Source organism: Nocardioides sediminis, assembly GCF_003047295.1.
Lineage (GTDB): Bacteria > Actinomycetota > Actinomycetes > Propionibacteriales > Nocardioidaceae > Nocardioides > Nocardioides sediminis.
Map to the genome: position 1 here is coordinate 25,246 of NZ_PZYZ01000009.1, position 21,933 is coordinate 47,178.

Here is a 21,933-nt window from a genome sequence, read left to right on the forward strand (position 1 = left end):
CTTGACTCGCTCCAGATCAGTGGCAGACTCGGGACATGCCCGTCGACCACGACCTCACCGCGCTCCTGCGCGGGGCCCGGCTGCGGGTCACCCGACCCCGGCTCGCGGTCCTCGAGGCCGTGCACACCCACCCGCACGCCGACACCGACGCGATCATCCGCGCCGCACGCGGCGCCCTGCCGGACGTCTCGCACCAAGCGGTGTACGACGTCCTGCGGGCGCTGACCGACGCCGGGATCGTGCGGCGCATCCAGCCCGCCGGCTCGGTGGCGAGGTACGAGGCGCGGGTGGGGGACAACCACCACCACGTCGTCTGCCGCTCGTGCGGCGCGATCGCCGACGTGGACTGCGCCGTCGGGCACGCTCCCTGCCTCACCGCCTCGCACGACCACGGCTTCACCGTCGACGAGGCAGAGGTCGTCTACTGGGGCACCTGCCCCGGCTGCGCGACCGCACGCATCCAGTGACCACCACCTCGGAAGGAAACCGATGAGCGACAACCAGGACAACGCACCCACGAGCCCACAGGGCGTGGACGAGAAGGCGGCCGCCGGCTGCCCTGTCGCGCACGACTCGGTCACGGCGGAGGGCAGCGAGAGCGAGAACCCGGCGATCGACTCGCCGACCCCCAAGACGGGTGGCCGTCCGCGCACCCTCAAGGACTGGTGGCCCAACTCGCTGGACCTCTCTGTGCTGCACACGCACTCCTCCAAGGGCAACCCGCTGGGCGACGACTTCCGCTACGACCGTGCCCTCGCCGGCCTCGACGTCGAGGCCCTCAAGCGGGACATCGTCGAGGTGCTGCACACCTCGCAGGACTGGTGGCCGGCCGACTTCGGCCACTACGGCGGCCTGATGATCCGGATGAGCTGGCACTCCGCGGGCACCTACCGCATCTACGACGGCCGTGGCGGTGCCGGCGACGGCGGGCAGCGGTTCGCGCCCCTCAACAGCTGGCCCGACAACGCCAACCTCGACAAGGCCCGGCGCCTGCTGTGGCCGGTCAAGCAGAAGTACGGTCAGGCCATCTCCTGGGCCGACCTGCTCGTCCTGGCGGGCAACGTGGCGCTCGAGGACATGGGCTTCGAGACGTTCGGCTTCGGGTTCGGCCGCGAGGACGTCTGGGAGCCGGAGGAGATCTTCTGGGGTCCGGAGGACACCTGGCTGGGTGACGAGCGGTACGCCGGGGAGCGCGAGCTCCACGAGTCGCTCGGTGCGGTCCAGATGGGGCTCATCTACGTCAACCCCGAGGGCCCCAACGGCAACCCCGACCCGCTGGCCTCGGCGCGCGACATCCGCGAGACCTTCGCCCGGATGGCGATGAACGACGAGGAGACCGTCGCGCTGATCGCCGGCGGCCACACGTTCGGCAAGACCCACGGCGCGGGCGACGCCGCCCTCGTGGGCCCCGAGCCCGAGGCCGCCCCGCTGGAGGAGCAGGGTCTGGGCTGGAAGAGCTCCTTCGGCTCCGGCAAGGGGGCCGACACCATCACCAGCGGGCTCGAGGTCACCTGGACCGACAAGCCCACCCAGTGGAGCAACCGCTACTTCGAGATCCTGTTCGGCTACGAGTGGGAGCTCAGCGAGAGTCCCGCCGGGGCCAAGCAGTGGGTCGCCAAGGACGCCGAGGACATCATTCCCGGCCCGACCGCCGACTCGCCGAAGCGCAAGCCGACCATGCTCACCAGCGACCTCGCGCTGCGCGTCGACCCGGCGTACGAGAAGATCTCGCGCCGTTTCCTGGAGAACCCCGAGGAGTTCCGCCTCGCCTTCGCCAAGGCCTGGTACAAGCTGCTGCACCGCGACATGGGCCCGGTCAGCCGGTTCCTCGGACCGTGGGTCGCCGAGCCGCAGCTGTGGCAGGACCCGGTGCCGGCCGTCGACCACGAGCTCGTCTCGGACGACGATGTCGCCGCCCTCAAGGCCACCGTCCTCGAGTCCGGGCTCACCACCGCACAGCTGGTGTCGACCGCCTGGGCGTCGGCGGCGACCTACCGCCACACCGACAAGCGCGGCGGGGCCAACGGCGCCCGCATCCGCCTGGAGCCCCAGCGTGGGTGGGAGGTCAACCAGCCCGAGCAGCTCGCGACCGTCCTGGAGACCCTCGAGGGCATCCAGCGCGACTTCAACGCCCGGGGCGGGGCGCAGGTCTCGCTGGCCGACCTGATCGTGCTGGCCGGCTCGGCCGCGGTGGAGAAGGCGGCGCGGGACGCCGGCGTCGACGTCACGGTGCCGTTCCACGCCGGTCGCACCGACGCCAGCCAGGAGCAGACCGACACCGACTCGTTCCGGGTCCTCGAGCCCCGGGCCGACGGCTTCCGCAACTACCTGCGCCCCGGCGAGAAGACCCAGCCCGAGGTCCTGCTGGTCGACCGCGCCTACATGCTCAACCTGACGGCGCCGGAGATGACCGTGCTCGTCGGCGGCCTGCGGTCCCTGGGCGCCAACGTCGGCGGGGCTCAGCACGGCGTGCTTACCGACCGCCCCGGCGTGCTCAGCAACGACTTCTTCGCCAACCTGCTGTCGCCGGGCAGCCGGTGGAAGGCGGCGGACGCGGAGCACGTCTACGAGATCCGCGACCTGGCCACCGACGAGGTGAGGTGGACCGCCACGGCGGTCGACCTCATCTTCGGGTCCAACTCCCAGCTGCGCGCCCTCGCCGAGGTCTACGCCAGCAGCGACGCGGTGGAGAAGTTCGTGCAGGACTTCGTCGCGGCCTGGGTGAAGGTCATGGAGCTGGACCGCTTCGACCTGCGCTGACGCTCTCGGCCCTCGACGGCCCCCGCACCGGTGAGACACGGTGCGGGGGCCGTCGCGCGTCTCGCTAGCCTTGCCGGGTCGAGGCGGACGAGGAAGGGCAGGGACATGGCCGTGCGAGCGGTGCGAGGGGCGACCCAGCTCGAGGAGGACTCCCGGGAGCACATGCTCGAGCGGGTGGCCGAGATGGTGCTGGACGTGATGGCCGCCAACGAGCTGGAGGTCGACGACTTCATCTCGGTCATCTTCACCGCCACCAGCGACCTGGTGAGCGAGTTCCCGGCGTACGCCGCCCGCCGGCTCGGCTTCGGCGACGTCCCGCTCATCTGCGCCCGCGAGCTCGAGATCGCGGGCTCCATGCCGCGGGTGGTGCGGATGATGGCGCACGTGGAGACCGACCTCGCCAAGAGCGAGGTCACGCACGTCTACCTGCACGGCGCGGCCAACCTGCGCCGTGACCTCACCAACGCCCGCGCCGTCCCCGATGAGCGGTGAGCTGACCGGCCCGGTCGAGGTCGTCGGCACCGGGCTGCTCGGCACCTCGATCGCCCTGGCCTGCCGGCGGGCCGGGATCGAGGTGCTCCTCACCGACGTCGCGCCCGAGCACGTGCGCACCGCGTCGGGCCTGGGGGCCGGACGCGCGCGGCGGCCCGACGACCGTCCCCAGCTGGTCGTGGTCGCCGTGCCGCCCGACCACCTCGCCGTCGCGATCGTGGCGGCCCTCACCGCGGGTGACGCGGTGGTCACCGACGTCGGGTCCGTCAAGGCGGCCCCGCTGGCCGACGTCGCCCCGCGGGTCGACACGGCGACGTTGTCGCGGTACGTCGGGTCGCACCCGATGGCGGGCAGCGAGCGGTCCGGTCCGCTCGCGGCCTCCGCGGCCCTCTTCGACGGCCGGCCGTGGGCGGTGACCCCGCACGCGGGCGCCGACCCGCGTGCCGTGGCCCTCGTCGCCGACCTCGTGCGGGTGTGCGGGGGAGTGGAGGCGCGACTGGCCCCCGAGGAGCACGACCGCGCCGTCGCCCGCACCTCCCACCTGCCCCACCTGGCGGCCGTGCTGGTCGCCGCCAGGCTCGGCGGCGCCCCGCCCGAGCACCTTGCACTGTCGGGTCAGGGGGTCCGGGACGTGACCCGCGTCGCCGGCAGCGACCCCGCCCTGTGGCAGCAGATCCTGCGGGCCAACGCCGGCGCCGTCACGGACCTGCTCGGCGAGGTGCGCGACCAGCTCGACGTGCTCATCGCCGCGGTGCGCGACGGCGACCGCGAGGCGCTCGACGCGATCCTCGGTGCCGGCGTCGCCGGCACCCGGGCCATCCCCGGCAAGCACGGTGGCCCGGTGCGCCCGATGCGCTCGGTGTTCGTCTCGGTCCCCGACCACCCGGGCGAGCTGGCCCGCCTGTTCGGCGACGCCGGAAAGATCGGCGTCAACATCGAGGACGTCCACATCGACCACGACCCGGGCCGTCCGGTCGGCCTCACCGAGCTCCTCGTCCTCGAGGACGAGGCCGAGCACCTCCTGGGTGCTCTGGAATCTCGCGGCTGGACCACCCACCGGTAGTCTCAGCGCTCGTGAGCCACCTGCCTTCGAGTCCGCTGGTCGTCGCCATCGACGGACCGTCCGGCTCCGGCAAGTCCAGCACCTCCCGTGGCGTCGCCGCCCGGCTCGGGCTGGCCTACCTGGACACCGGCGCCATGTTCCGCGCGATCACCTGGTGGATGCTCCGCGAGGGCGTCGACGTGCACGACCCGGCGGCCGTCGCCGCGCGGGTGCACGAGCCGGTGATCCGGTCGGGCACCGACCCCCTGGGTCCCACTATCACGGTCGACGACGTGGACGTCGCGGTGGGCATCCGCTCGGACGAGGTCAACGCCGCGGTCAGCCCCGTCAGCGCCGTCCCCGAGGTGCGCGCCCGCCTCCTCGACCTCCAGCGTCGGATCATCGCGGACGCAGGCTCGCACGGAGGCATCGTGGTCGAGGGCCGCGACATCGGGTCGGTCGTCGCGCCCGACGCACCCGTCAAGGTCTACCTGTCCGCCGACCCCGAGGCCCGGGCCGCCCGTCGGGCTGCCGAGGCCGGCGGCGACGTCACCGCCACCCAGCAGTCGCTGCTCGCCCGCGACCGCATCGACTCCGGCCGTGCCACCGCGCCGCTGGTGATGGCGGACGGCGCCGCCCACATCGACACCACGCCGTACACCCTGGACGAGGTCGTCTCGCAGGTCGTGGCGCTGGTGGAGGCGGTCGAGGCGGACGCGTGACCGCCCTTCCCCCACCCAGCGAGGAGCATCCCCGCCGGGCCATGCTCCACGGACTCCGCCCGGTGTTCCGCGCCGGCGTCGGCCTCTGGTGGGACCTGCACGTGCACGGCGCGGACCGCGCGCCGGCCGACGGGCCGGTCGTCTTCGCCTCCAACCACATCGGCTGGCTCGACGGGCCGCTCCTGGCCATCTGCGCGCCGCGGCCGGTGCACGCGCTGACCAAGACCGAGATGTTCGCCGGCCGGATGGGCGCCTTCCTGCGTGGCGCCGGGCAGATCCCGCTCGACCGCTTCGGCGCCGACCCGAGCGCCCTGAAGTCCTGCGTGCGGGTGCTCGGCGACGGGGGAGCGGTCGGCATCTTCCCCGAGGGCACCCGCGGGCCCGGGACCCATGACGTCTTCCACCACGGCGCGACGTACCTCGCGATGGTCTCCGGCGCCCCCGTCGTGCCCGTGACCATGATCGGCACCCGTGTGCCCGGCGGCGGCACCAGCTCGCTGCCACCACGGGGCAGCCGCATCGACGTCGTCGTCGGTGAGGCGTGGCGAACCACACAGACCCCGTGGCCCCGCACGCGGGAACACACCCTGGCGACGTCCGCGTTGCTCTGGCAGCACCTGCGCGACGAGCTGTCGCGCGCGCTCTCCCTCACCGGGCGAGCCCTCCCCGGCCCCCTGCCGGCCGGAGACGTCGAGGACGACCCCGACACCGGGTTCGTCGAGCAGCACCGAGGAGCATCATGACCGAGTACGACGACGCCAGCGTCCCCGACGAGCAGGTGACCGGCCCGACGCCGGTCCTGGCCGTGGTGGGGCGTCCCAACGTCGGCAAGTCGACGCTGGTCAACCGCATCATCGGCCGCCGCGAGGCCGTCGTGGAGGACCGTCCGGGCGTGACCCGCGACCGCGTCTCCTACGACGCCACGTGGAACGGCCGCGCCTTCACCGTGGTCGACACGGGTGGGTGGGACCCCGACGCCCGGGGCCTGGCCGAGCGCATCGCTGCCCAGGCGGAGGTGGCCGTCTCGCTGGCCGACGCGGTGCTCTTCGTCGTCGACGCCACGGTCGGCATCACCGACGCCGACGAGGCCGTGGTCAGGATCCTGCGCAAGAGCGGCAAGCCCGTGGTGCTGGCCGCCAACAAGACCGACGACCAGCGCACCGAGGCGGAGGCCTACGGCCTGTGGAACCTCGGGCTGGGCGAGCCCTACCCGGTCTCCGCGCTCCACGGCCGCGGCTCGGGCGACATGCTCGACGCGATCCTCGAGGCGCTGCCGGAGTCCCCGGAGGAGTCCTTCGGGGAGGTCGGCGGGCCGCGGCGCATCGCCATCGTGGGCAAGCCCAACGTCGGCAAGTCGTCGCTGCTCAACAAGCTGGCCGGCGAGGACCGCGTGGTCGTCGACAACGTCGCCGGCACCACCGTCGACCCCGTCGACGAGCTGATCGAGCTCGGCGGGCGCACCTGGCGGTTCATCGACACCGCGGGCATCCGCAAGCGCGTCAAGGAGGCCTCGGGCCACGAGTACTACGCGTCCCTGCGCACCTCGACCGCCATCGACCGGGCCGAGGTCGCGGTGCTGGTGCTCGACGCCGAGCAGACGATCTCCGAGCAGGACATGCGCATCATCCAGACCGTCCGCGACGCCGGCCGGGCGATGATCATCGCCTTCAACAAGTGGGACCTGGTCGACGAGGAGCGCCGCTACTACCTCGAGCGCGAGATCGAGCGCGACCTCGTGCAGGTGCAGTGGGCGCCGCGGATCAACATCACCGCCCGCACCGGCTGGCACGTCGACCGCCTCGTCCCGGCGCTGGACAAGGCGCTCGAGGGGTGGGAGACGCGGGTGCCCACCGGTGCCCTCAACACCTTCCTCGGGCGGCTCGTGGGCGAGCACCCGCACCCGGTGCGCAGCGGCAAGCAGCCCAAGATCCTCTTCGCCACCCAGCCGTCGATCGCGCCGCCGACCTTCATCCTGTTCACGAGCGGCAAGCTGGACGCGTCCTACGAGCGGTTCGTCGAGCGCCGGCTGCGCGAGCAGTTCGGGTTCGTGGGCACGCCGATCGTGATCCAGCAGCGGCCGCGGGAGAAGCGGAAGCGCTGAGCCGTCGGGCGGGAGCGGAGATCATCACGGGGTCATCCCCGCCGACGACAGCCATGCCGCCGGGTCGGTGGCGCCGCCACCGGCCGGGTGGACCTCGAGGTGGAGGTGCGGGCCGGTGCTGTTGCCGGTCGAACCGACGAGCCCGACGACCTCGCCGATCTCCACGGCCTCGCCGGGGGACACGAGCGACACCAGCTGGTGGCAGTACCAGACGTCGGTGCCGTCCTCGAGGGTCAGGATCGTGCGCAGGCCGTAAGGTCCGGCGTCCGCGACCTCCGACACGGTCGCGTCCGCGACGGCGACCAGGTCGGTGCCCGAGGGCGCGCTGAAGTCGAGGCCCGTGTGGGTGCTCTCCCACAACGGGCCGGCCAGGCCGAACCCGGCCGAGAGGCGGTAGCCCCGCAGCGGCAGGATCGTCTCGAGAGCCGTCAGGTCGCCGGTGTAGCCCAGCGCCCGCAGCCGGTCCGAGCGGACCTGCTCGATGCGGGCGTGCCGCTCGGCGACGGCGAACATCGCCGACAGCGCGCGCTCGCGGCGCTCCACGCTCCGCTCGACGCGTCGCTCCGCGGCGGTCAGCCGTGAGGTCCGACCGGACTGCTCCTGGGCGGACGTCGTGGTGCTCGCCAGCTCGGTCGCGCTCTCGGGAACAGCATGGGCCGGAGCAGCCGTCAGCGGTCCGAGGACGGACAGCAGCACCCCGACGAGCAGGCTTGCACCTGCTGCGGGGCGCGCGACAGCGACGTACGACATGAGAGATCCCCCCGGACCCTGGACGAGCGTCCATGGTGCGCGGGAGGGGCCCTGCCCCTCAGGGAAACGGGCAGATCAGGAGCCGCTGGTCTGGACCTCGGCGGCCCCCGGTCGTCTACTCGGAGGGCTCGGGGACGTCCACGTCGACGTCCTCGCAGTCGACCTCGGGGTTGACGCCCATGTAGTTGAGGGGACCGGCCACGATGGTGAGCGCGATGCTGCCCGCCTCCGCGCAGTTGGTCTCGGTGTCGGCGAAGTAGTCGCGCTGGTAGGCGGCGAGCGCCCCGATGACGAGCCACACGACGACGAGCAGCGACAGGATCCTGGACATCCCCGGAACCTAGGGGGCGGCGGTCCCCACTGTCCAGACCCTCCGGGGTGGGGAGGGACGTGCCCTACGCCCGAACCGGGCGGGACCATCGGCCCTGCACCGGTCGCACGTCGGGGCTGACAGTGGGGGCATGAGCGACCGAACCATCCTGGTGGCGTACGACGCCTCGCCCGACGCCGAGCGAGCCCTGCGGTGGGCGGTGGACGAGGCCGTCCGCGACGACATGCGACTGGTGGTGGCGACGATCGACGACGCGTCGACGTCGCTGTGGGGCGGCGACATCTGGCTGCGCGACCCCGAGCAGGTGACGCACGCGGAGAGGCTCCTCGGCGAGCTCGGCGTGGAGGCGACCATCGAGCGTCGCTCGGGCAACGTCACGGGCACCCTGCTCGAGCTCGCCGAGTCGGCCTCCATGGTCGTGGTCGGCAGCCGGGGCCACAGTGGGGTCGCCGAGGCGGCGATCGGATCGGTGAGCCAGCACGTGGCGCGCCACGCGCCCTGCACGGTGGTCGTGGTGCGGGCTCCGAAGAGGCGCGACGCCGGCCGGATCGTCGTGGGGCTCGACGGCTCGCCGACGAGCGCGGCCGCGCTCGATTTCGCCTGCCTGCGGGCGGAGCGGACCGGTGAGCTGGTGGTCGGGGTGCACGGCTGGCGGGTGCACACTCCCTCGACCGACGTGTGGCGCGGCGAGGCGCGCGAGATCAGCACCGCGGTCGAGGACAAGGAGGTGCTGGTCGCCGAGAGCGTCGCCGGCGTGCGCGAGGCGCACCCCGACGTGGTCCTGGTGACCGAGGCGATCCCGGTGCCCCCGGGTGACGTCCTGGTCGACGCCTCCGCCGGTGCCTCGCTCGTCGTGGTCGGCTCGCGAGGACGCGGCTTCTTCACGGGCATGCTGCTGGGCTCGGTGAGCCAGGACGTGCTGCGCCGCGCGCAGTGTCCGGTCGCCGTCGTGCGGTGACGCCGTTGCGGTCGCTCGAGTCCTAGTCGAGCTGCACCGGCGAGCCCGGTCCCCAGGGGATCTCCAGGAGGTACCACCCGGTGAAGAGGAGCGTCCAGGACACGAGCACGACCGCGGTGTAGGGGATCATCATCGAGATGACGGTCCCCATCCCGGCCGAGGCGCGGTAGCGCTGGCAGACCAGGATGATGAGGGGCAGGTAGACCATCAGCGGCGTGATGACGTTGACCGGCCCGTCACCCACGCGGTACGCCGCGAGATGAGACGACGCCGATCCCGAGCAGCCCCGGGTCGGCGGTGGCCAGGGCGGGGCAGACCGCGGAGAGGGAGCCGCCGCGAACCTCGCGGAAGCGCTCGTGGGCCTCCTCGACCCGCGCCCTGACCGTGGGCGTGGCGGGCAGCCGGCCGGCCGACACGAACCTCTCGCTGTACGTCATGCGCCGGCTCCGTCGGTCATGGGCGGAGAGTCACCGAGGGGGCCCGCGACGGGCACCCCTGAAACGGGTGAGCGAGCCGACGCGATCCCCTCAGACGAGCCGCAGATGTCCGGGGCGGAGATACCGGAGGACGAGCGTGAGCGCGTGCGGTGCGTGCTCGACCGACACCGCGACGCCTTCCCGGTCGGCGCGGACTGCGAAGTCGACCAGTGCCCGGACGCAGCCCAGGTCGATGAACGTGAGCCCGGAGGCGTCGATGCGGACATCGGTGACCACGTGGAGGTCGATCGCCTCGAGGGCTGTCTCCAGGTTCTCCAGGACGGCGAGGTCGGCCTCACCCTCGAGGTGGAGGCGGTACTGCCGGCCGGAGACGGCGGCACGATGCTGGAGCACGGTGGTGGATGACATGTGAACCCGGTCTCGGGAGCAGAGGACCCGGTCTGCTCCGTTCGTCGTTCGCCGGGAACGACAACACCTCGACTGGCACCGTACGGAAAGCTCTCGGTCCCTCCACGGTACGCCGCGGTACCCCGGTGCGCCAGACCCGTGGCAGTGCCGGCCGTCGCGGTCCGACGAGGCCCTATGTCGCGAGGACGATGACTGGCACAATCGAGTGGGGGGACTCCCGAGGTTCCCCCGGCCAGCGGAGTTCGGGGTTGGTGCACGGGTGGAGTGGCAGGACGAACAGACGTGGGTGTTGCCGCGGGAGACCGCGTCCGCGGGCCTGGCGCGACGGCACGTCGAGGCGACCTGTCCCGACCTGTCGCCCGAGCAGCTGGACACCGCCCGCCTCCTGGTCACCGAGCTGGTCTCCAACGCCCTGCGTCACGGCGAGGGATCGGTGGTGCTCGTCGTCTCCCGCGCGGACGACGTCGTCCGCATCGGCGTCGAGGACGACGGACCGAGCATGCCCGCGGTCACGCACCATCCCGTCCTCGCCCAGCAGGGCCGGGGACTCCAGCTCGTGGCGGGCCTGGCCGGCACGTGGGGCGTGGTCCGGAGGGTCGACGGCCAGCCCGGCAAGCAGGTCTGGTTCGACCTGGGCTGATCGTCCAGCGGATCGGACGACGTCCCGCGTGGGGAGCGGGTGGCCGAGCCCGCGCGGTGACGGGTCGCTGGGCCTCCCGGCACCGGGGCGAAGTGCCCTAGCGAGCCGCGGAGCAGGGCTGGATGCTGGGCGACGGGACGTCAGGTGACGCCACCTGCAAGGAGGAGGGTCAGGGGTGCGTGACGAGGTGCGGCTGGGCACCGTCGCCGGCTTTCCGGTGGCGCTCAACTGGAGCGTCCTGGTGATCGTCCTCCTCCTGGCCTGGGGGCTGGCCGAGGGCGTGCTGCCCGAGACGGCCGCCGGGCACGCGGCTGCGACCTACTGGGCGGCCGGCGTGGTCGGAGCCCTGCTCCTCATCTGCTCCCTGCTCGCCCACGAGCTCGCGCACGCGATCGTCGCCCGACGCGCGGGAGTGGAGGTCGAGGGGCTCACCCTGTGGGTCTTCGGCGGGGTGGCCAGGTTGCGCGGGGAGCCGCCGACACCTCGCGCGGACTTCATGATCGCCGTGGTCGGGCCGGCCACGAGCCTGGTGCTGGCCCTGGTGTTCGGGACGGCGAGCCTGCTGGCGGCGGTCGCCGGGCTGCCGGACCTCCTGATCGGTGTCGCCGCCTGGCTGGCCTACGTCAACGTCGTCCTGGCCGTGTTCAACCTCGTCCCCGGTGCCCCCCTCGACGGTGGGCGCATCCTGCGGGCTGCGTTGTGGAGACGCTCGGGGGACCGTGACAAGGCGGGTGCCACAGCGACGTCGGTCGGGCAGGCGGTGGCCTACGGCCTGGTGATGCTCGGGCTGATGGCCTTCCTCCTCGGCGACGCCGTCGGTGGGCTGTGGCTGATCTTCATCGGGTGGTTCCTGCTGACCGCCGCGCGCGCCGAGCACGCCGTCAGCACCGCCGAGCACGTCCTGCGAGGGATATCGGTGGCCGAGGTCATGAGCACGCCGGTGCAGGTGGGGGACGCGGACCTGCGCGTCACCGACTTCATCGACCGGCACGTGCTCTCCGGTCGCCACTCCGCCTACCCGGTGGTCGACGCCGGCGGTGCGGTGGTCGGCCTGGTGACCCTCGCCCGGCTGCGCACGCTCGCGCCGGCGCAACGCGGCACGACCCGGGCCCGAGACGTCGCGCTGCCGCTCGAGCACCTGGTGACGGCCAGCCCCGGCGAGCCGCTGGCGGGCGTGCTGGCTCGCCTCGACCGCGAGTCCGGCGGCCGCGCCCTCGTGTTCGACCAGGGGCGCCTCGTCGGCATCGTCACTCCCGTCGACGTGGCGAGGGCGCTGGAGACCAGGGCGCTGGTCGCCCAGGACGGCGGGTAGCCGGGACGAGGGTCAGTGCGGCCGAGTGAGGAACGCGATGCTGGTCGCCATCGAGACCAGGTCGGGGTAGTCGGACTCGTCGATCCGCGCGCCGGGCGCCGTGCTGAGCAGCTCGACGAAGGTGAGGAAGTCGAGCGAGTCGAGCTCCAGCTCCGACCGGAACGTCGCGTCGTCGCCGAGGCTGTCGAAGTCGGCGTCCGGGACGATCTTCCTGATCGCCCCTTGCACCGCGGCACGGGCCTCGTCAGGGGACAGGGTGGTGTGGTCGGTCATAGCTCCTCCGGTTGCTGCAGCCGTTGATCGATGGCGGCCAGGAAGCGTGATCCGGTGAATCCGTCCGTGGCCCGGTGGTCCCCGGCCAACGTCACCGACGTGACCGGTCGAACGCCGATGAGCCCGTCGACGGCCCACGGGCGTTCCACGACGCGACCGAAGCCGACCAGGGCCACCTGGGGCGGGTAGATCACGCCGTGCACGACCTCGACGCCCTGCTCGCCGAGGTTCGTCACGGTGAGGGTGGGGTCGCTGAGCTCGGATCCACGCAGCCGACCGTTGCGCGACCGGGTCACCAGGTCGCGCATCTGCGCCATCAGGTCGGCGACGCTCAGGTTGGCGGCGTCGTGGAGAGCAGGGGCCACCAGGCCGCCGCCACGCAGGGAGATCGCGATCCCGAGATGCACCTCCTTGGACGGCACGAACGAACCGTCGATCCAGAGACCGTTCAGGGTGGGGTTGGCCTGGGCGGCGAGCGCGGTCGCCTTGAGCAGCAGCGCCGCCGGCACGAGCCGCTCGGTCACCGGGAGCGTGCGGTTGCGGTCGTGCATCCAGTCCAGTGCTCGGGTGAGGTCGACGGTGGTGGCCAGGTAGTAGTGCGGGATCTCCCGCTTGGAGCGCGTCATCAGGGCGGCGATCGCCGCGCGCATGGCGTCGGGTCGGAACACGTGCGCCACCTCGGGCTCGGGCGTGGGCGGGACGGCCGCGGCCCCCGACGCGGCAGTCCGCACGTCCTCGGCCCGGATCGGCTCACCGTCCGAGCGGACGAGCGTCGCGAGATCCACGCCGAGCTCCTCGGCCAGCCGTCGTGCGTACGGCGTGGCGCTGATCCGGGTCGGTCGCGCGACCGGCCGTGGGTGGGTGGGCAGTGCGGAGGCCGCCTCGGCGGCCCGCGTCACGTCATCCCGGGTGATGGTGCCGCCGGGGCCGGTTCCGACGACCTGGGCCAGGTCGACCCCGCGCCGCTCTGCCTCTCGGCGTACCAGGGGAGAGTGCACCGGCGGGGCCGGGTGCCGCTCGACCGGCACCACAGCCGGAGCGGGCGCGCCGCCCGGGGCCGGGCCGGTCTCCCCGAACGTGGCCATCACCTCCCCGACGGGCACGGTGGTGCCCGGTTCGACCAGGAGGTGCTGGACGACCCCCTCGACGAACGACTCGACCTCGACCGCGGCCTTCGCGGTGTCGACGACGGCGACGATGTCACCTTTGTGGACGGCGTCGCCTGGCTTGACCAACCACTCGAGCAGGGTGCCTTCGTCCATGTCGGCGCCGAGAGACGGCATCGTGAAGTCCGCCATGACCTACCCCAGCGTCCGGAGAGCAGCGGCGGCGATGCCCGGCGGCTGCGGCAGTGCGGCCTCCTCGAGGTGCTTGGCGTAGGGGAGGGGCACCTCGGCGGTGCAGACGCGCTCCACCGGGGCGTCGAGGTCGTAGAGGGCCTCCTCCATGATCCTGGCGCTGATCTCGGCGGAGATGCCGCCGCTGCGCCAGCCCTCGTCCACGATGACCGCGTGATGGGTGCGTCGTACGGACTCCACGATCGCGGTGTCGTCGAGCGGGCGCAGGGTGCGCAGGTCGATCACGTCGGCGGAGACCCCGTCCTGGTCCAGCAGGGCGGCAGCCGCCAGGGCCTTGCCGAGCGACCCGCCGTAGGTGATCAGGGAGACGTCGGTCCCCGGCCGGCGCACGGCTGCGTGGTCGATGTCGACCGCGCCGGCATCCGTGGCCAGGGTTCCCTTCATCGGGTAGAGCGAGCCGTGCTCGAACATCAGCACCGGGTCCGGGTCGCGGAGCGCCGTGGCGAGCATGCCGCGCGCGTCCTCGAGCGTTGCGGGGGTCACGACCCGCAGGCCCGGGATGTGGGCGTACCAGCCCTCCAGGCTGTGTGAGTGCTGGGCCGCCAGCTGTCGGCCGGCGCCTGTGGTCATCCTGATCACCAGCGGCACGTTGAACTGACCGCCCGACATGTGCAGCAGGGATGCGGCGTTGTTCATGATCTGGTCCAGGGCCAGCAGGCTGAAGTTGACGGTCATGATCTCGACGATCGGGCGCATACCGCCGATGGCGGCACCGATGTCGGCACCGACGAACGCGGACTCGGACAGCGGGGTGTCGCGGACGCGTTCGGGGCCGAACTCCTCGAGCAGGCCCAGGCTGACCGCGAAGCAGCCGCCGTAGTCGCCCACGTCCTCGCCCATCAGGAAGACGCGGTCGTCGGCCCGCATCGCCTCGCGGATCGCGTCCCGGAGGGCGTCGCGGTAGGTCGTCTCGAGCGTCTCGCTCATGCCTCGACCTCCTCGGAGCAGACGAACCGGGTCAGGTCCTCGACCGGCTCCAGCGGTGCGGCCTCGGCGGCGGCGACGGCACGAGCGATCTGCTCCCCGATGTCGCTCTCGAGATGGGCCAGGGACTCCTCGGTCAGGTGGCCCTCGGCACGGAGCGCCGTGACCAGCGCGTCGATCGGGTCGCGCTCCTTCCATGTGCTGATCTCGGCCTTGTTCCGGTAGCGGTCGGAGTCGTACATCGAGTGCGCCCGGAACCGATAGGTGTCCAGCTCCAGGAACCGCGGACCACCGCCCGCACGAATTCCCCTGACGGCCTCGCGGGCCGCCTCCTCGACCGCGAGGACGTCCATGCCGTCGACCGCCGCCGACTCGATCCCGTACGACGAGGCGCGCGCCGCCAGGTTCGTCCGGGCGTGCTCCTTGGCGATCGCCGTACCCATCGCGTAGAGGTTGTTCTCGCAGCAGAAGAGCACCGGGAGCCGCCAGAGGCTGGCCAGGTTCAGCGACTCGTGGAACTCGCCCTCGGCTGCCGCGCCGTCGCCGAAGAAGCACGCGGTGACGCGGCCGCGGTCCTGCATCCGGTCGGCCAGGGCCAGCCCGACGGCCAGCGGGATGCCGCCGCCGACGATCGCGTTGCCCCCGATGAGTCCGACCGACTTGTCGAAGAGGTGCATCGACCCGCCGCGACCCCGGCTGCAGCCGGTCTGCTTGCCGAACATCTCGGCCATCACCGCGTCCATCGGCACTCCTCGGGCCAGCGCGTGGCCGTGCTCGCGGTACGTCGACACCACCGCGTCGTCCGGGCCCAGCGCCGCGAGCACGCCGGTGGCCACGGCCTCCTCCCCGACGTACAGGTGCAGGAAGCCGCGGATCCTGGTCGCGCTGTAGAGCTCCACGCACGCCTCCTCGAAGCGCCGGATCGTCGTCATCGTCCGGAGCAGGCCGAGCCGGTGCTCCTCGCGAGTGGCGCGGCGCTTGTGCGCGGCTGGCTTCGTGGTCATGACTGTCCCTCCAGGGTGGACAGGTCTCCCTCGGGCAGCCCGAGCTCGCGTGCCTTGAGCAGGCGGCGCATCACCTTGCCGCTGCTGGTGTGCGGGAGGTGCTGGTCGAAGGTGATCTCTCTCGGGGCGAGTCCACCGAGGCGGCGACGGCCGAAGGCCAGCAGCTCCAGGCGCAGCTCCTCGGTCGCGTCGAACCCGGGCTTGAGCGTCACGAACGCCTTGACGGTCTCCCCGGCCACCGGATCAGGCTTGCCGATGACCCCCGCCTCCAGGACCGACGGGTGCTCCATCAACGTGGTCTCGACCTCGAAGGGTCCGATGAGGTGCCCGGCGGACTTGATCACGTCGTCTGCACGGCCGACGAACCAGAAGTAGCCGTCGGCGTCGACCCGGGCCAGGTCCCCGGTGAGGTACCACCCGCCCTTGAAGCACGCGTGATAGCGCTCCTCGTCGCCGAGGTAGCCCCGGAACATCGACGGCCAACCGGGGCGGAGGGCGATCTCTCCGACCTCGTCGGTGGCCGCGGGCTGGGCGGGTCCGTGGTCGAAGCCGGCACGACCGTCCTCGCCGCGCACCAGGACCCCCGCGTCGATGCCGGGCATCGGCCGTCCCATCGATCCGGGACGGACCTCCATGTCCGGGTAGTTGCTGATCATGATCGCGCCGGTCTCGGTCTGCCACCAGTTGTCGTGGATGGTCAGGCCGTAGGCCTCCCGACCCCACAGCACCACCTCCGGGTTGAGGGCCTCGCCCACGCTCGCGATGTGGCGCAGCGCCGACAGGTCGTACCCCCGGGGCAGGTCTGTGCCGTACTTGACGAGCATCCGGAGTGCGGTCGGTGCGGTGTACCAGACATTGACGCGCTGCTCGGCGAGCAGTCGGTACCACGCTTCGGCGTCGAACTCGCCGGCGTAGCTGATCAGCGTCGCCCCGTGGGTCAGCGGCGCGATGATGCCGTACGACGTCCCGGTGACCCAGCCGGGGTCGGCGGTGCACCAGAGATGTCGTCCTGGTGCAGGTCGAGGGCGAACGCCGACGTCGCGTGATGCGCGACGACCGCCTCGTGAACGTGCACCGCGCCCTTCGGCTTGCCGGTCGTTCCGCTGGTGAAGTGGAGCAGCGCCATGTCCTGCGGGTCGGTGACCGGGATGGTGTACGCCGGCGACGCGGCCGCCAGCTCGGCGCCGAGGTCGAGGGTCCCGGGCGTCGGTGAACCTCCTACGACCAGCACGTGCTGCAAGGCGGGGAGGTCAGGGAGCAGCTGGGCCACCTTCCGGGTGTAGAGCCGCGGCGTGGTGACCAGGACCCGAGCGCCGCTGAGCAGGAGCCTCTCGCGGATCGGCTCCGGACCGAAGGACGAGAACAACGGCGAGAACACCGCAGTGCGCTTGAGCGTCCCGAGCGCCGCGACGTACTGCTCCGGCTGCCGGCCGAGCAGCGACACGACCCGATCGCCCTTCCCGACGCCCAGCCCGGCGAGCACGTTGGCGAAACGGTTGGTCATGATCGCCAGGTCGGCGTACGACGTGTCGGTGACCGTCCCGTTCTCGTCGATGCACCGCAGGGCGACGGAGGCCCCGCGCCCCTCTGCCACGTGGTGGTCGACAGCGACGTGGGCGATGTTGAACCCACGGCCTCCGGGGACCTCGGGCAGCGTGGCCCGCGCCGCATCCCAGGAGAACTCGCGTCGAGCGCGCTCGTAGTCCTCGAAGAGCGGCGTACCGACGTGTGCGGATGCCTGCATGTCCGGGCCTCCTCACGACGAGCCGGCTTCCTGCGCTGACAACTCTCGCGCCCGCGGGTCGGGTGCGGCAGGGCCCAACGGGGCAGGAGCCGGGGACCTTCGACCGGGCCGAACGACCGCTGGCTACGCGACTCCCACGACCGGGTCCGGCGCGACATCGTCGACCGCCGAGGACGGCCAGCCCCGCAAATGACAAGAGCCCGAACCCACATCCGTGGGTTCGGGCCTTGCAGATGTCCTGAGACATCACACGGTCGGGCTGACAGGATTTGAACCTGCGACCCCCTGACCCCCAGTCAGGTGCGCTACCAAGCTGCGCTACAGCCCGAACACCCATCACCTGCGTGATGGGCGAGCGAAACCTTACCCCAGCACTCGCGGCGATCGACAATCAGGTCTGACCCGGTCGACGGCGCCGGCAGGTGAGGCGTCAGCCCGGCTCCGGCAGGGCGCCGAAGGTCTGGTTGCAGGCCCACCCGCGGCAGGTGATCAGCTGGCCGCGCCGCTCCTCGAGGGCCGCTCGCACGGCGGCGTACGCGGGGTCGTCGATGCGGTTGACCAGCTGGTGCGGGTCGAGCTCGTCGTCATAGAGGAACGCGTCCGCGCCGTTGACGCCGTAGAGGTAGCGGTCGGTGCGCACCCCTCGGTAGGCCCAGCCGTCCCCGCCGTCGTCGCCGGTCTGGACGAGGGTGGTGTCGCGGAACGGCTGGTCCAGCCCGCGGAGCGTCGGGACGACCGAGGCGCCGTCGACCGTCCAGCCGGGCGTGGCGCCGGAGATCGCGGCGAAGGTGGCGGGCAGGTCGACCAGCGTGACGGACAGGTCCGACGACGAGCCGGGCGCGATGCCGGGTCCGCGCACGAGCAGTGGCACCTGCAGGACCGGGTCGGTGAGCACGTTCTTGCCGAGGAACCGGTGCTCGCCGAGGGAGTAGCCGTTGTCGGAGGTGAACACGATGACGGTGCGCTCGAGCTCGCCGGTCTCGCGCAAGGTGTCCACGAGGGAGGCCACGGCCCGGTCGACCGACTGCAGCGCGCGCAGCCGGGCCCGGTGCTCGCGGACGACGACCTGGGGGTCGGCGTCGCGACGGTTGCGGAACGGTCGCGGCTGGTCGAGCACGGTCCGCTCGTTGAAGGAGGGGTCGTCGAAGGAGGGCGGCACCGCGTCGGCGAACTTGTCCGCGTCGCGCGGCGCGCTCGGCGGCGGCACGGGGCGTCCGTCGTCGAGCCGGTAGTGCGGCGCGAGGTGCCACGAGAAGAGGAGGAACGGCTCGTCGTGCCGGGCGAAGCGACGCACGGTGTCGTTGGTGCGCTCGGCGATCACGTCGGTCACGTAGCTGTTGCGGTACTTCGCGGGGCTCTCGTCGTCGTCGGCGAGGGCGAAGTCGAGGTAGTCGTAGACGCCGGCCACCAGCGGGTCCCAGTGTGTCCAGCCCGACGGACGGACGTCCTCGGCGGTGTAGCCGTTGAGGAACTTGCCCACGAAGCCGGTCCGGTAGCCGGCGCGCGAGAACCACGAGCTGATCTCGTGCGTCGGGTCGAGCGCCTGGAAGCCGCCGAAGGGGCCGGCGTTGTGCTGGACGCCGTTGTTCTGGGCGTACTGCCCGGTGACCAGCTCGGCCCGGGCCGGGCAGCAGAGGGGGTGGGGCGAGGTCGCGTCGGTGAAGTCCAGGCCCCGGTCGGCGATCAGGCGGCGGGTGAGGGGCATCGCCCTCAGGTCGTCGGCGCGCATGTCGTCGGTCATCACGAGGACCACGTTGGGCCGAGCGTCACGGTTGCCGGCGCGGGAGACGGGGGAGTCGTCCGTCGGGACGGGCAGCCGGTCGGTCCCGGACGCGACGGGTACGACGGACGGTGCCGGCTCGGAGCTCCCGGCCAGGCCCGCCGCGGCCGAGCAGACCACCAGTGCGGCGGCCGCCACGGCCGTCCCCCTACGCATCCACGCCTGCATGGTGTCCCTCGGTCGCCCCGGATCGAGTGGCCAAGGCTAGGGGGCGACCGGCACCTCGCCCAAAGCGACGCGGCGTTCTGGCCACACGTCCCTTACGCTTGACGACGAACATCTCAGCACCCGAGTGGAAGGGCCTTCGCAGACCCCCATGGACGGCTATCAAAGTCGCCGCACGACCGTTTCCCTGATCGATCGAGGAGGCGTGTCGTGACCCCGTGGCTCCTCCTGCTCGTCGCGCTCGCGCTCATCGCGATCTGTGGTCTCTTCGTCGCCGCCGAGTTCTCCTTCGTCACCGTCGACCGGGCCACCGTCGAACGCGCGGCCAGCGGCGGCGACGCCGCCGCCGAAGGCGTCCAGCGAGCGCTCAAGACGCTCTCCACCCAGCTGTCCGGCGCCCAGGTGGGCATCACGGTGACCAACCTGGCCGTCGGGTTCCTCGCCGAGCCGGCCATCGCCACCCTGGTGCGGGACCCGCTCACGGCGGCGGGCCTCCCGGACGGCGCGGTCTCACCGGTCTCGGTGGCGATCGGCCTGACGCTCGGCACGATCCTGACGATGCTCTTCGGGGAGATGGTCCCCAAGAACCTCGCCCTGGCCAAGCCCCTCGAGACCGCTCGCGCCACGCAGGGCTTCATGCGCGGCTTCACCGCCGCGACCCGCTGGCCGATCCGCGTCCTCAACAACTCCGCCAACACCCTGGTGCGCCGGATGGGAATCGAGCCCCAGGAGGAGCTGCGCTCCGCACGCAGCTCCGAGGAGCTCGCCTCCCTCGTGCAGCGCTCGGCCGACCAGGGCACCCTCGACCCCGAGACCGCCGAGCTGATGGAGCGCAGCGTGGAGTTCGGTACCCGGACCGCGGGGGAGATCATGACGCCGCGGGTGCGCACCACCACCGTGGAGGAGGGCGACCGCGCCAGCACCGTCATCGAGCTGGCCCGGCAGACCGGCCTCTCGCGCTTCCCCGTGCTGGACTCGGAGGACTCGGTCGTGGGCACCGTGCACGTCAAGCACGCAGTGGCCCTCCCCGTCCACGAGCGCGGCACGACGCGCATCAAGCACATCATGGTCAAGCCGACCGTGGTCCCCGACAGCCTCCGGCTCGACCCCCTCCTGGCCCTGCTGCGCGGCGACGGCTTCCAGATGGCCATCGTCCTGGACGAGTACGGCGGCCACGCGGGCATCGTGACGCTCGAGGACGTCGTCGAGGAGATCGTCGGCGACATCTCCGACGAGCACGACCGCCTCGGCTCCCGCGCCCGCCAACGTCGTGACGGCGCGTGGAGCCTCTCCGGGCTGCTGCGCCCCGACGAGGTCGAGGACGTGACCGGCATCGAGCTGCCCGACCACGAGGACTACGACACGATCGGCGGCCTCGTCATGCAGCGCCTGGGCAAGATCCCGGTGTCCGGCGACCGGGTGGAGGTCCCGGTGCCCGACCGGTCCGACCCGGACGAGCCGCGCGAGGACCTCGCGACCCTCACCGTGGAGCGCATGGACGGCCTCCGCATCGACCGCATCGAGCTGCGCGTGGTCACCCTGGACGAGGCGCCCGGCGACGGTGCCCCGACCGGCGGGGTGCCCGCGGAGCAGGCTGCCCCCCACGGAGGCGCCCCGGCGGCGCCGTCCCCGGCCGGGACGGAGGTGACCCGCCGTGGGTGACGTCACCGCTGTCGTGGTCGCGGTCGTGCTGCTGGCCTTCAACGCCTTCTTCGTGGGCGCGGAGTTCGCCCTCCTGTCCGCCCGCCGCAGCCAGGTCGAGCCCTTGGCGCAGGCCGGCTCCCGCGCCGCCCGCACCGCGCTGCGCGCGATGGAGCAGGTGTCCCTGGTGATGGCCGGCGCCCAGCTGGGCATCACGGTCTGCTCGCTGGGACTCGGTGCCGTCGGCGAGCCGGCCGTGGCGCACCTGCTCGAGCCGGTGTTCCACGCCATGCGCGTCCCCGACGCGGCACTGCACCCGGTGTCCTTCGTCGTCGCGATGTCGATCGTGGTCTACCTGCACGTCGTGCTCGGCGAGATGGTCCCCAAGAACATCGCGCTGGCCGGCCCCACGCGCTCCGCGCTCCTGCTCGGCCCGCCGATGATGATCATCGTCACCGTGCTACGCCCCGTGATCATGCTGCTCAACCTGGCCGCCAACGGCATCCTGCGGCTCATGCGCATCGAGCCCAAGGACGAGGTCAGCTCGAGCTACACGCGCGAGGAGGTCGCGGCCCTGGTCGAGGAGTCCCGCGGCGAGGGCATGATCGAGGCCGACGAGTACGACCGCCTCGCCGGCGCCCTGGGCTTCACCGAGAAGACGGTCTCGACCGTCCTGATGCCCGTCGACGGCCTCGCCACCGTGCTGCGCGGCTCGACCGCCGCGGACGTGGAGACCCTGTGCGCCAGCACCGGCTTCAGCCGCTTCCCGGTCGCGGAGGCCGACGGCACGCTCGTCGGCTACCTGCACATCAAGGACGTCCTGGAGAGCGACGAGGAGCGGCGCCAGCGTCCCGTCGACGACAAGTGGGTGCGCCCGTTCGCGACCGTCGGACCCGACGACCTGCTCCACGAGGCGCTGGAGAGCCTGCAGCTGCGGGGCGCGCACATGGCACGCGTCGTACGCCGCGACGGCGAGGTGCTCGGCCTGGTGACCCTCGAGGACGTGCTGGAGGAGCTCGTGGGGGAGATCCGCGACGGATCCCACCACGAGGTCGGCGCGGGCACTGCCGTCGAGTCGTGACCTGCGTTGC

Annotated in this window: 24 protein-coding genes and 1 tRNA gene; 12 read left to right on the forward strand and 13 right to left on the reverse strand. The window is 72.2% G+C overall.

Annotated features, from left to right (window positions below):
* The first annotated feature begins 35 nt into the window (after positions 1–35).
* The 7 genes from DAI17_RS18525 (at position 36) to der (ending at position 7,117) form a co-directional block, all read left to right on the forward strand.
* A complete protein-coding gene (locus DAI17_RS18525; RefSeq protein ID WP_107774717.1) occupies positions 36–467 on the forward strand; it encodes a Fur family transcriptional regulator in 432 nt (143 codons plus the stop codon).
* Between the two features lie 22 nt (positions 468–489).
* Positions 490–2,760, forward strand: a complete 2,271-nt coding sequence (gene katG, locus DAI17_RS18530) for a catalase/peroxidase HPI (RefSeq protein ID WP_107774718.1) — start codon at positions 490–492, stop codon at positions 2,758–2,760.
* Positions 2,761–2,865: 105 nt separating this feature from the next.
* On the forward strand, positions 2,866–3,252 hold the full coding sequence (gene aroH / locus DAI17_RS18535; RefSeq protein WP_107774719.1) for a chorismate mutase: 387 nt from the start codon (positions 2,866–2,868) through the stop codon (positions 3,250–3,252).
* Positions 3,242–4,315, forward strand: coding sequence for a prephenate dehydrogenase (locus DAI17_RS18540; protein ID WP_107774720.1), 1,074 nt, complete (start codon positions 3,242–3,244; stop codon positions 4,313–4,315). Before aroH ends, DAI17_RS18540 begins: the two co-directional genes overlap by 11 nt.
* A gap of 11 nt (positions 4,316–4,326) precedes the next feature.
* Positions 4,327–5,016, forward strand: coding sequence for a (d)CMP kinase (cmk, locus tag DAI17_RS18545; RefSeq protein ID WP_234412595.1), 690 nt, complete (start codon positions 4,327–4,329; stop codon positions 5,014–5,016).
* Entirely contained in the window at positions 5,013–5,759 is a 747-nt protein-coding gene (locus DAI17_RS18550) for a lysophospholipid acyltransferase family protein (protein WP_234412596.1), read from the forward strand. Before cmk ends, DAI17_RS18550 begins: the two co-directional genes overlap by 4 nt.
* Entirely contained in the window at positions 5,756–7,117 is a 1,362-nt protein-coding gene (der, locus tag DAI17_RS18555; RefSeq protein WP_107774722.1) for a ribosome biogenesis GTPase Der, read from the forward strand. Before DAI17_RS18550 ends, der begins: the two co-directional genes overlap by 4 nt.
* A gap of 24 nt (positions 7,118–7,141) precedes the next feature.
* Here der and DAI17_RS18560 read toward each other — a convergent pair whose 3' ends face one another.
* A complete protein-coding gene (locus tag DAI17_RS18560; RefSeq protein ID WP_107774723.1) occupies positions 7,142–7,867 on the reverse strand; it encodes a M23 family metallopeptidase in 726 nt (241 codons plus the stop codon).
* A 115-nt stretch (positions 7,868–7,982) separates the two neighbouring features.
* Entirely contained in the window at positions 7,983–8,198 is a 216-nt protein-coding gene (locus DAI17_RS18565; RefSeq protein WP_107774724.1) for a hypothetical protein, read from the reverse strand.
* Between the two features lie 130 nt (positions 8,199–8,328).
* Between DAI17_RS18565 and DAI17_RS18570 the strand changes: the two genes are divergently transcribed.
* Positions 8,329–9,156 (forward strand): universal stress protein, encoded by an 828-nt coding sequence (locus DAI17_RS18570; RefSeq protein WP_107774725.1) that lies wholly within the window; start codon positions 8,329–8,331, stop codon positions 9,154–9,156.
* A gap of 22 nt (positions 9,157–9,178) precedes the next feature.
* Here DAI17_RS18570 and DAI17_RS18575 read toward each other — a convergent pair whose 3' ends face one another.
* The 3 genes from DAI17_RS18575 to DAI17_RS18585 form a co-directional block, all read right to left on the reverse strand.
* Positions 9,179–9,400 (reverse strand): AbgT family transporter, encoded by a 222-nt coding sequence (locus DAI17_RS18575; protein ID WP_107774726.1) that lies wholly within the window; start codon positions 9,398–9,400, stop codon positions 9,179–9,181.
* A complete protein-coding gene (locus DAI17_RS18580) occupies positions 9,393–9,593 on the reverse strand; it encodes a hypothetical protein (protein ID WP_107774727.1) in 201 nt (66 codons plus the stop codon). Before DAI17_RS18580 ends, DAI17_RS18575 begins: the two co-directional genes overlap by 8 nt.
* Positions 9,594–9,683: 90 nt before the next feature.
* A complete protein-coding gene (locus DAI17_RS18585) occupies positions 9,684–10,001 on the reverse strand; it encodes an STAS domain-containing protein (RefSeq protein WP_107774728.1) in 318 nt (105 codons plus the stop codon).
* Positions 10,002–10,260: 259 nt separating this feature from the next.
* On the opposite strand from DAI17_RS18585, the gene DAI17_RS18590 reads away from it, so the two are divergent.
* Entirely contained in the window at positions 10,261–10,641 is a 381-nt protein-coding gene (locus DAI17_RS18590; RefSeq protein ID WP_159081637.1) for an ATP-binding protein, read from the forward strand.
* A gap of 175 nt (positions 10,642–10,816) precedes the next feature.
* Positions 10,817–11,953 carry a site-2 protease family protein gene (locus tag DAI17_RS18595; RefSeq protein ID WP_107774730.1) on the forward strand — a complete coding sequence of 379 codons (1,137 nt, stop codon included), beginning with the start codon at positions 10,817–10,819 and terminating at the stop codon, positions 11,951–11,953.
* 12 nt (positions 11,954–11,965) lie between these two features.
* Here the strand turns inward: DAI17_RS18595 and DAI17_RS18600 are convergent, their stop codons facing one another.
* The 8 genes from DAI17_RS18600 to DAI17_RS18630 form a co-directional block, all read right to left on the reverse strand.
* Positions 11,966–12,226, reverse strand: coding sequence for a phosphopantetheine-binding protein (locus DAI17_RS18600; RefSeq protein ID WP_107774731.1), 261 nt, complete (start codon positions 12,224–12,226; stop codon positions 11,966–11,968).
* Positions 12,223–13,524, reverse strand: a complete 1,302-nt coding sequence (locus DAI17_RS18605) for a 2-oxo acid dehydrogenase subunit E2 (RefSeq protein WP_107774732.1) — start codon at positions 13,522–13,524, stop codon at positions 12,223–12,225. Before DAI17_RS18605 ends, DAI17_RS18600 begins: the two co-directional genes overlap by 4 nt.
* Before the next feature lie 3 nt (positions 13,525–13,527).
* Positions 13,528–14,511 (reverse strand): alpha-ketoacid dehydrogenase subunit beta, encoded by a 984-nt coding sequence (locus DAI17_RS18610; protein ID WP_107774733.1) that lies wholly within the window; start codon positions 14,509–14,511, stop codon positions 13,528–13,530.
* The gene (gene pdhA, locus DAI17_RS18615; protein ID WP_107774734.1) at positions 14,508–15,512 is read right to left on the reverse strand and encodes a pyruvate dehydrogenase (acetyl-transferring) E1 component subunit alpha; all 1,005 of its coding nucleotides are present in this window, start codon (positions 15,510–15,512) and stop codon (positions 14,508–14,510) included. Before pdhA ends, DAI17_RS18610 begins: the two co-directional genes overlap by 4 nt.
* Positions 15,509–16,465 carry an AMP-binding protein gene (locus DAI17_RS21685; protein WP_267894738.1) on the reverse strand — a complete coding sequence of 319 codons (957 nt, stop codon included), beginning with the start codon at positions 16,463–16,465 and terminating at the stop codon, positions 15,509–15,511. Before DAI17_RS21685 ends, pdhA begins: the two co-directional genes overlap by 4 nt.
* Positions 16,450–17,256 carry an AMP-binding protein gene (locus tag DAI17_RS21690; RefSeq protein WP_199905212.1) on the reverse strand — a complete coding sequence of 269 codons (807 nt, stop codon included), beginning with the start codon at positions 17,254–17,256 and terminating at the stop codon, positions 16,450–16,452. Before DAI17_RS21690 ends, DAI17_RS21685 begins: the two co-directional genes overlap by 16 nt.
* A 254-nt stretch (positions 17,257–17,510) precedes the next feature.
* Positions 17,511–17,584 (reverse strand) — tRNA-Pro (locus tag DAI17_RS18625).
* Between the two features lie 102 nt (positions 17,585–17,686).
* Positions 17,687–19,174, reverse strand: coding sequence for a sulfatase family protein (locus DAI17_RS18630; RefSeq protein ID WP_159081638.1), 1,488 nt, complete (start codon positions 19,172–19,174; stop codon positions 17,687–17,689).
* Positions 19,175–19,411: 237 nt separating this feature from the next.
* Here DAI17_RS18630 and DAI17_RS18635 point away from each other — a divergent pair, with 237 nt between their 5' ends.
* Entirely contained in the window at positions 19,412–20,863 is a 1,452-nt protein-coding gene (locus DAI17_RS18635) for a hemolysin family protein (RefSeq protein WP_107774736.1), read from the forward strand.
* Positions 20,856–21,923 (forward strand): hemolysin family protein, encoded by a 1,068-nt coding sequence (locus DAI17_RS18640; RefSeq protein ID WP_107774737.1) that lies wholly within the window; start codon positions 20,856–20,858, stop codon positions 21,921–21,923. The genes DAI17_RS18635 and DAI17_RS18640 overlap by 8 nt, the downstream gene beginning before the upstream one ends.
* The last annotated feature ends 10 nt before the right edge of the window (positions 21,924–21,933 follow it).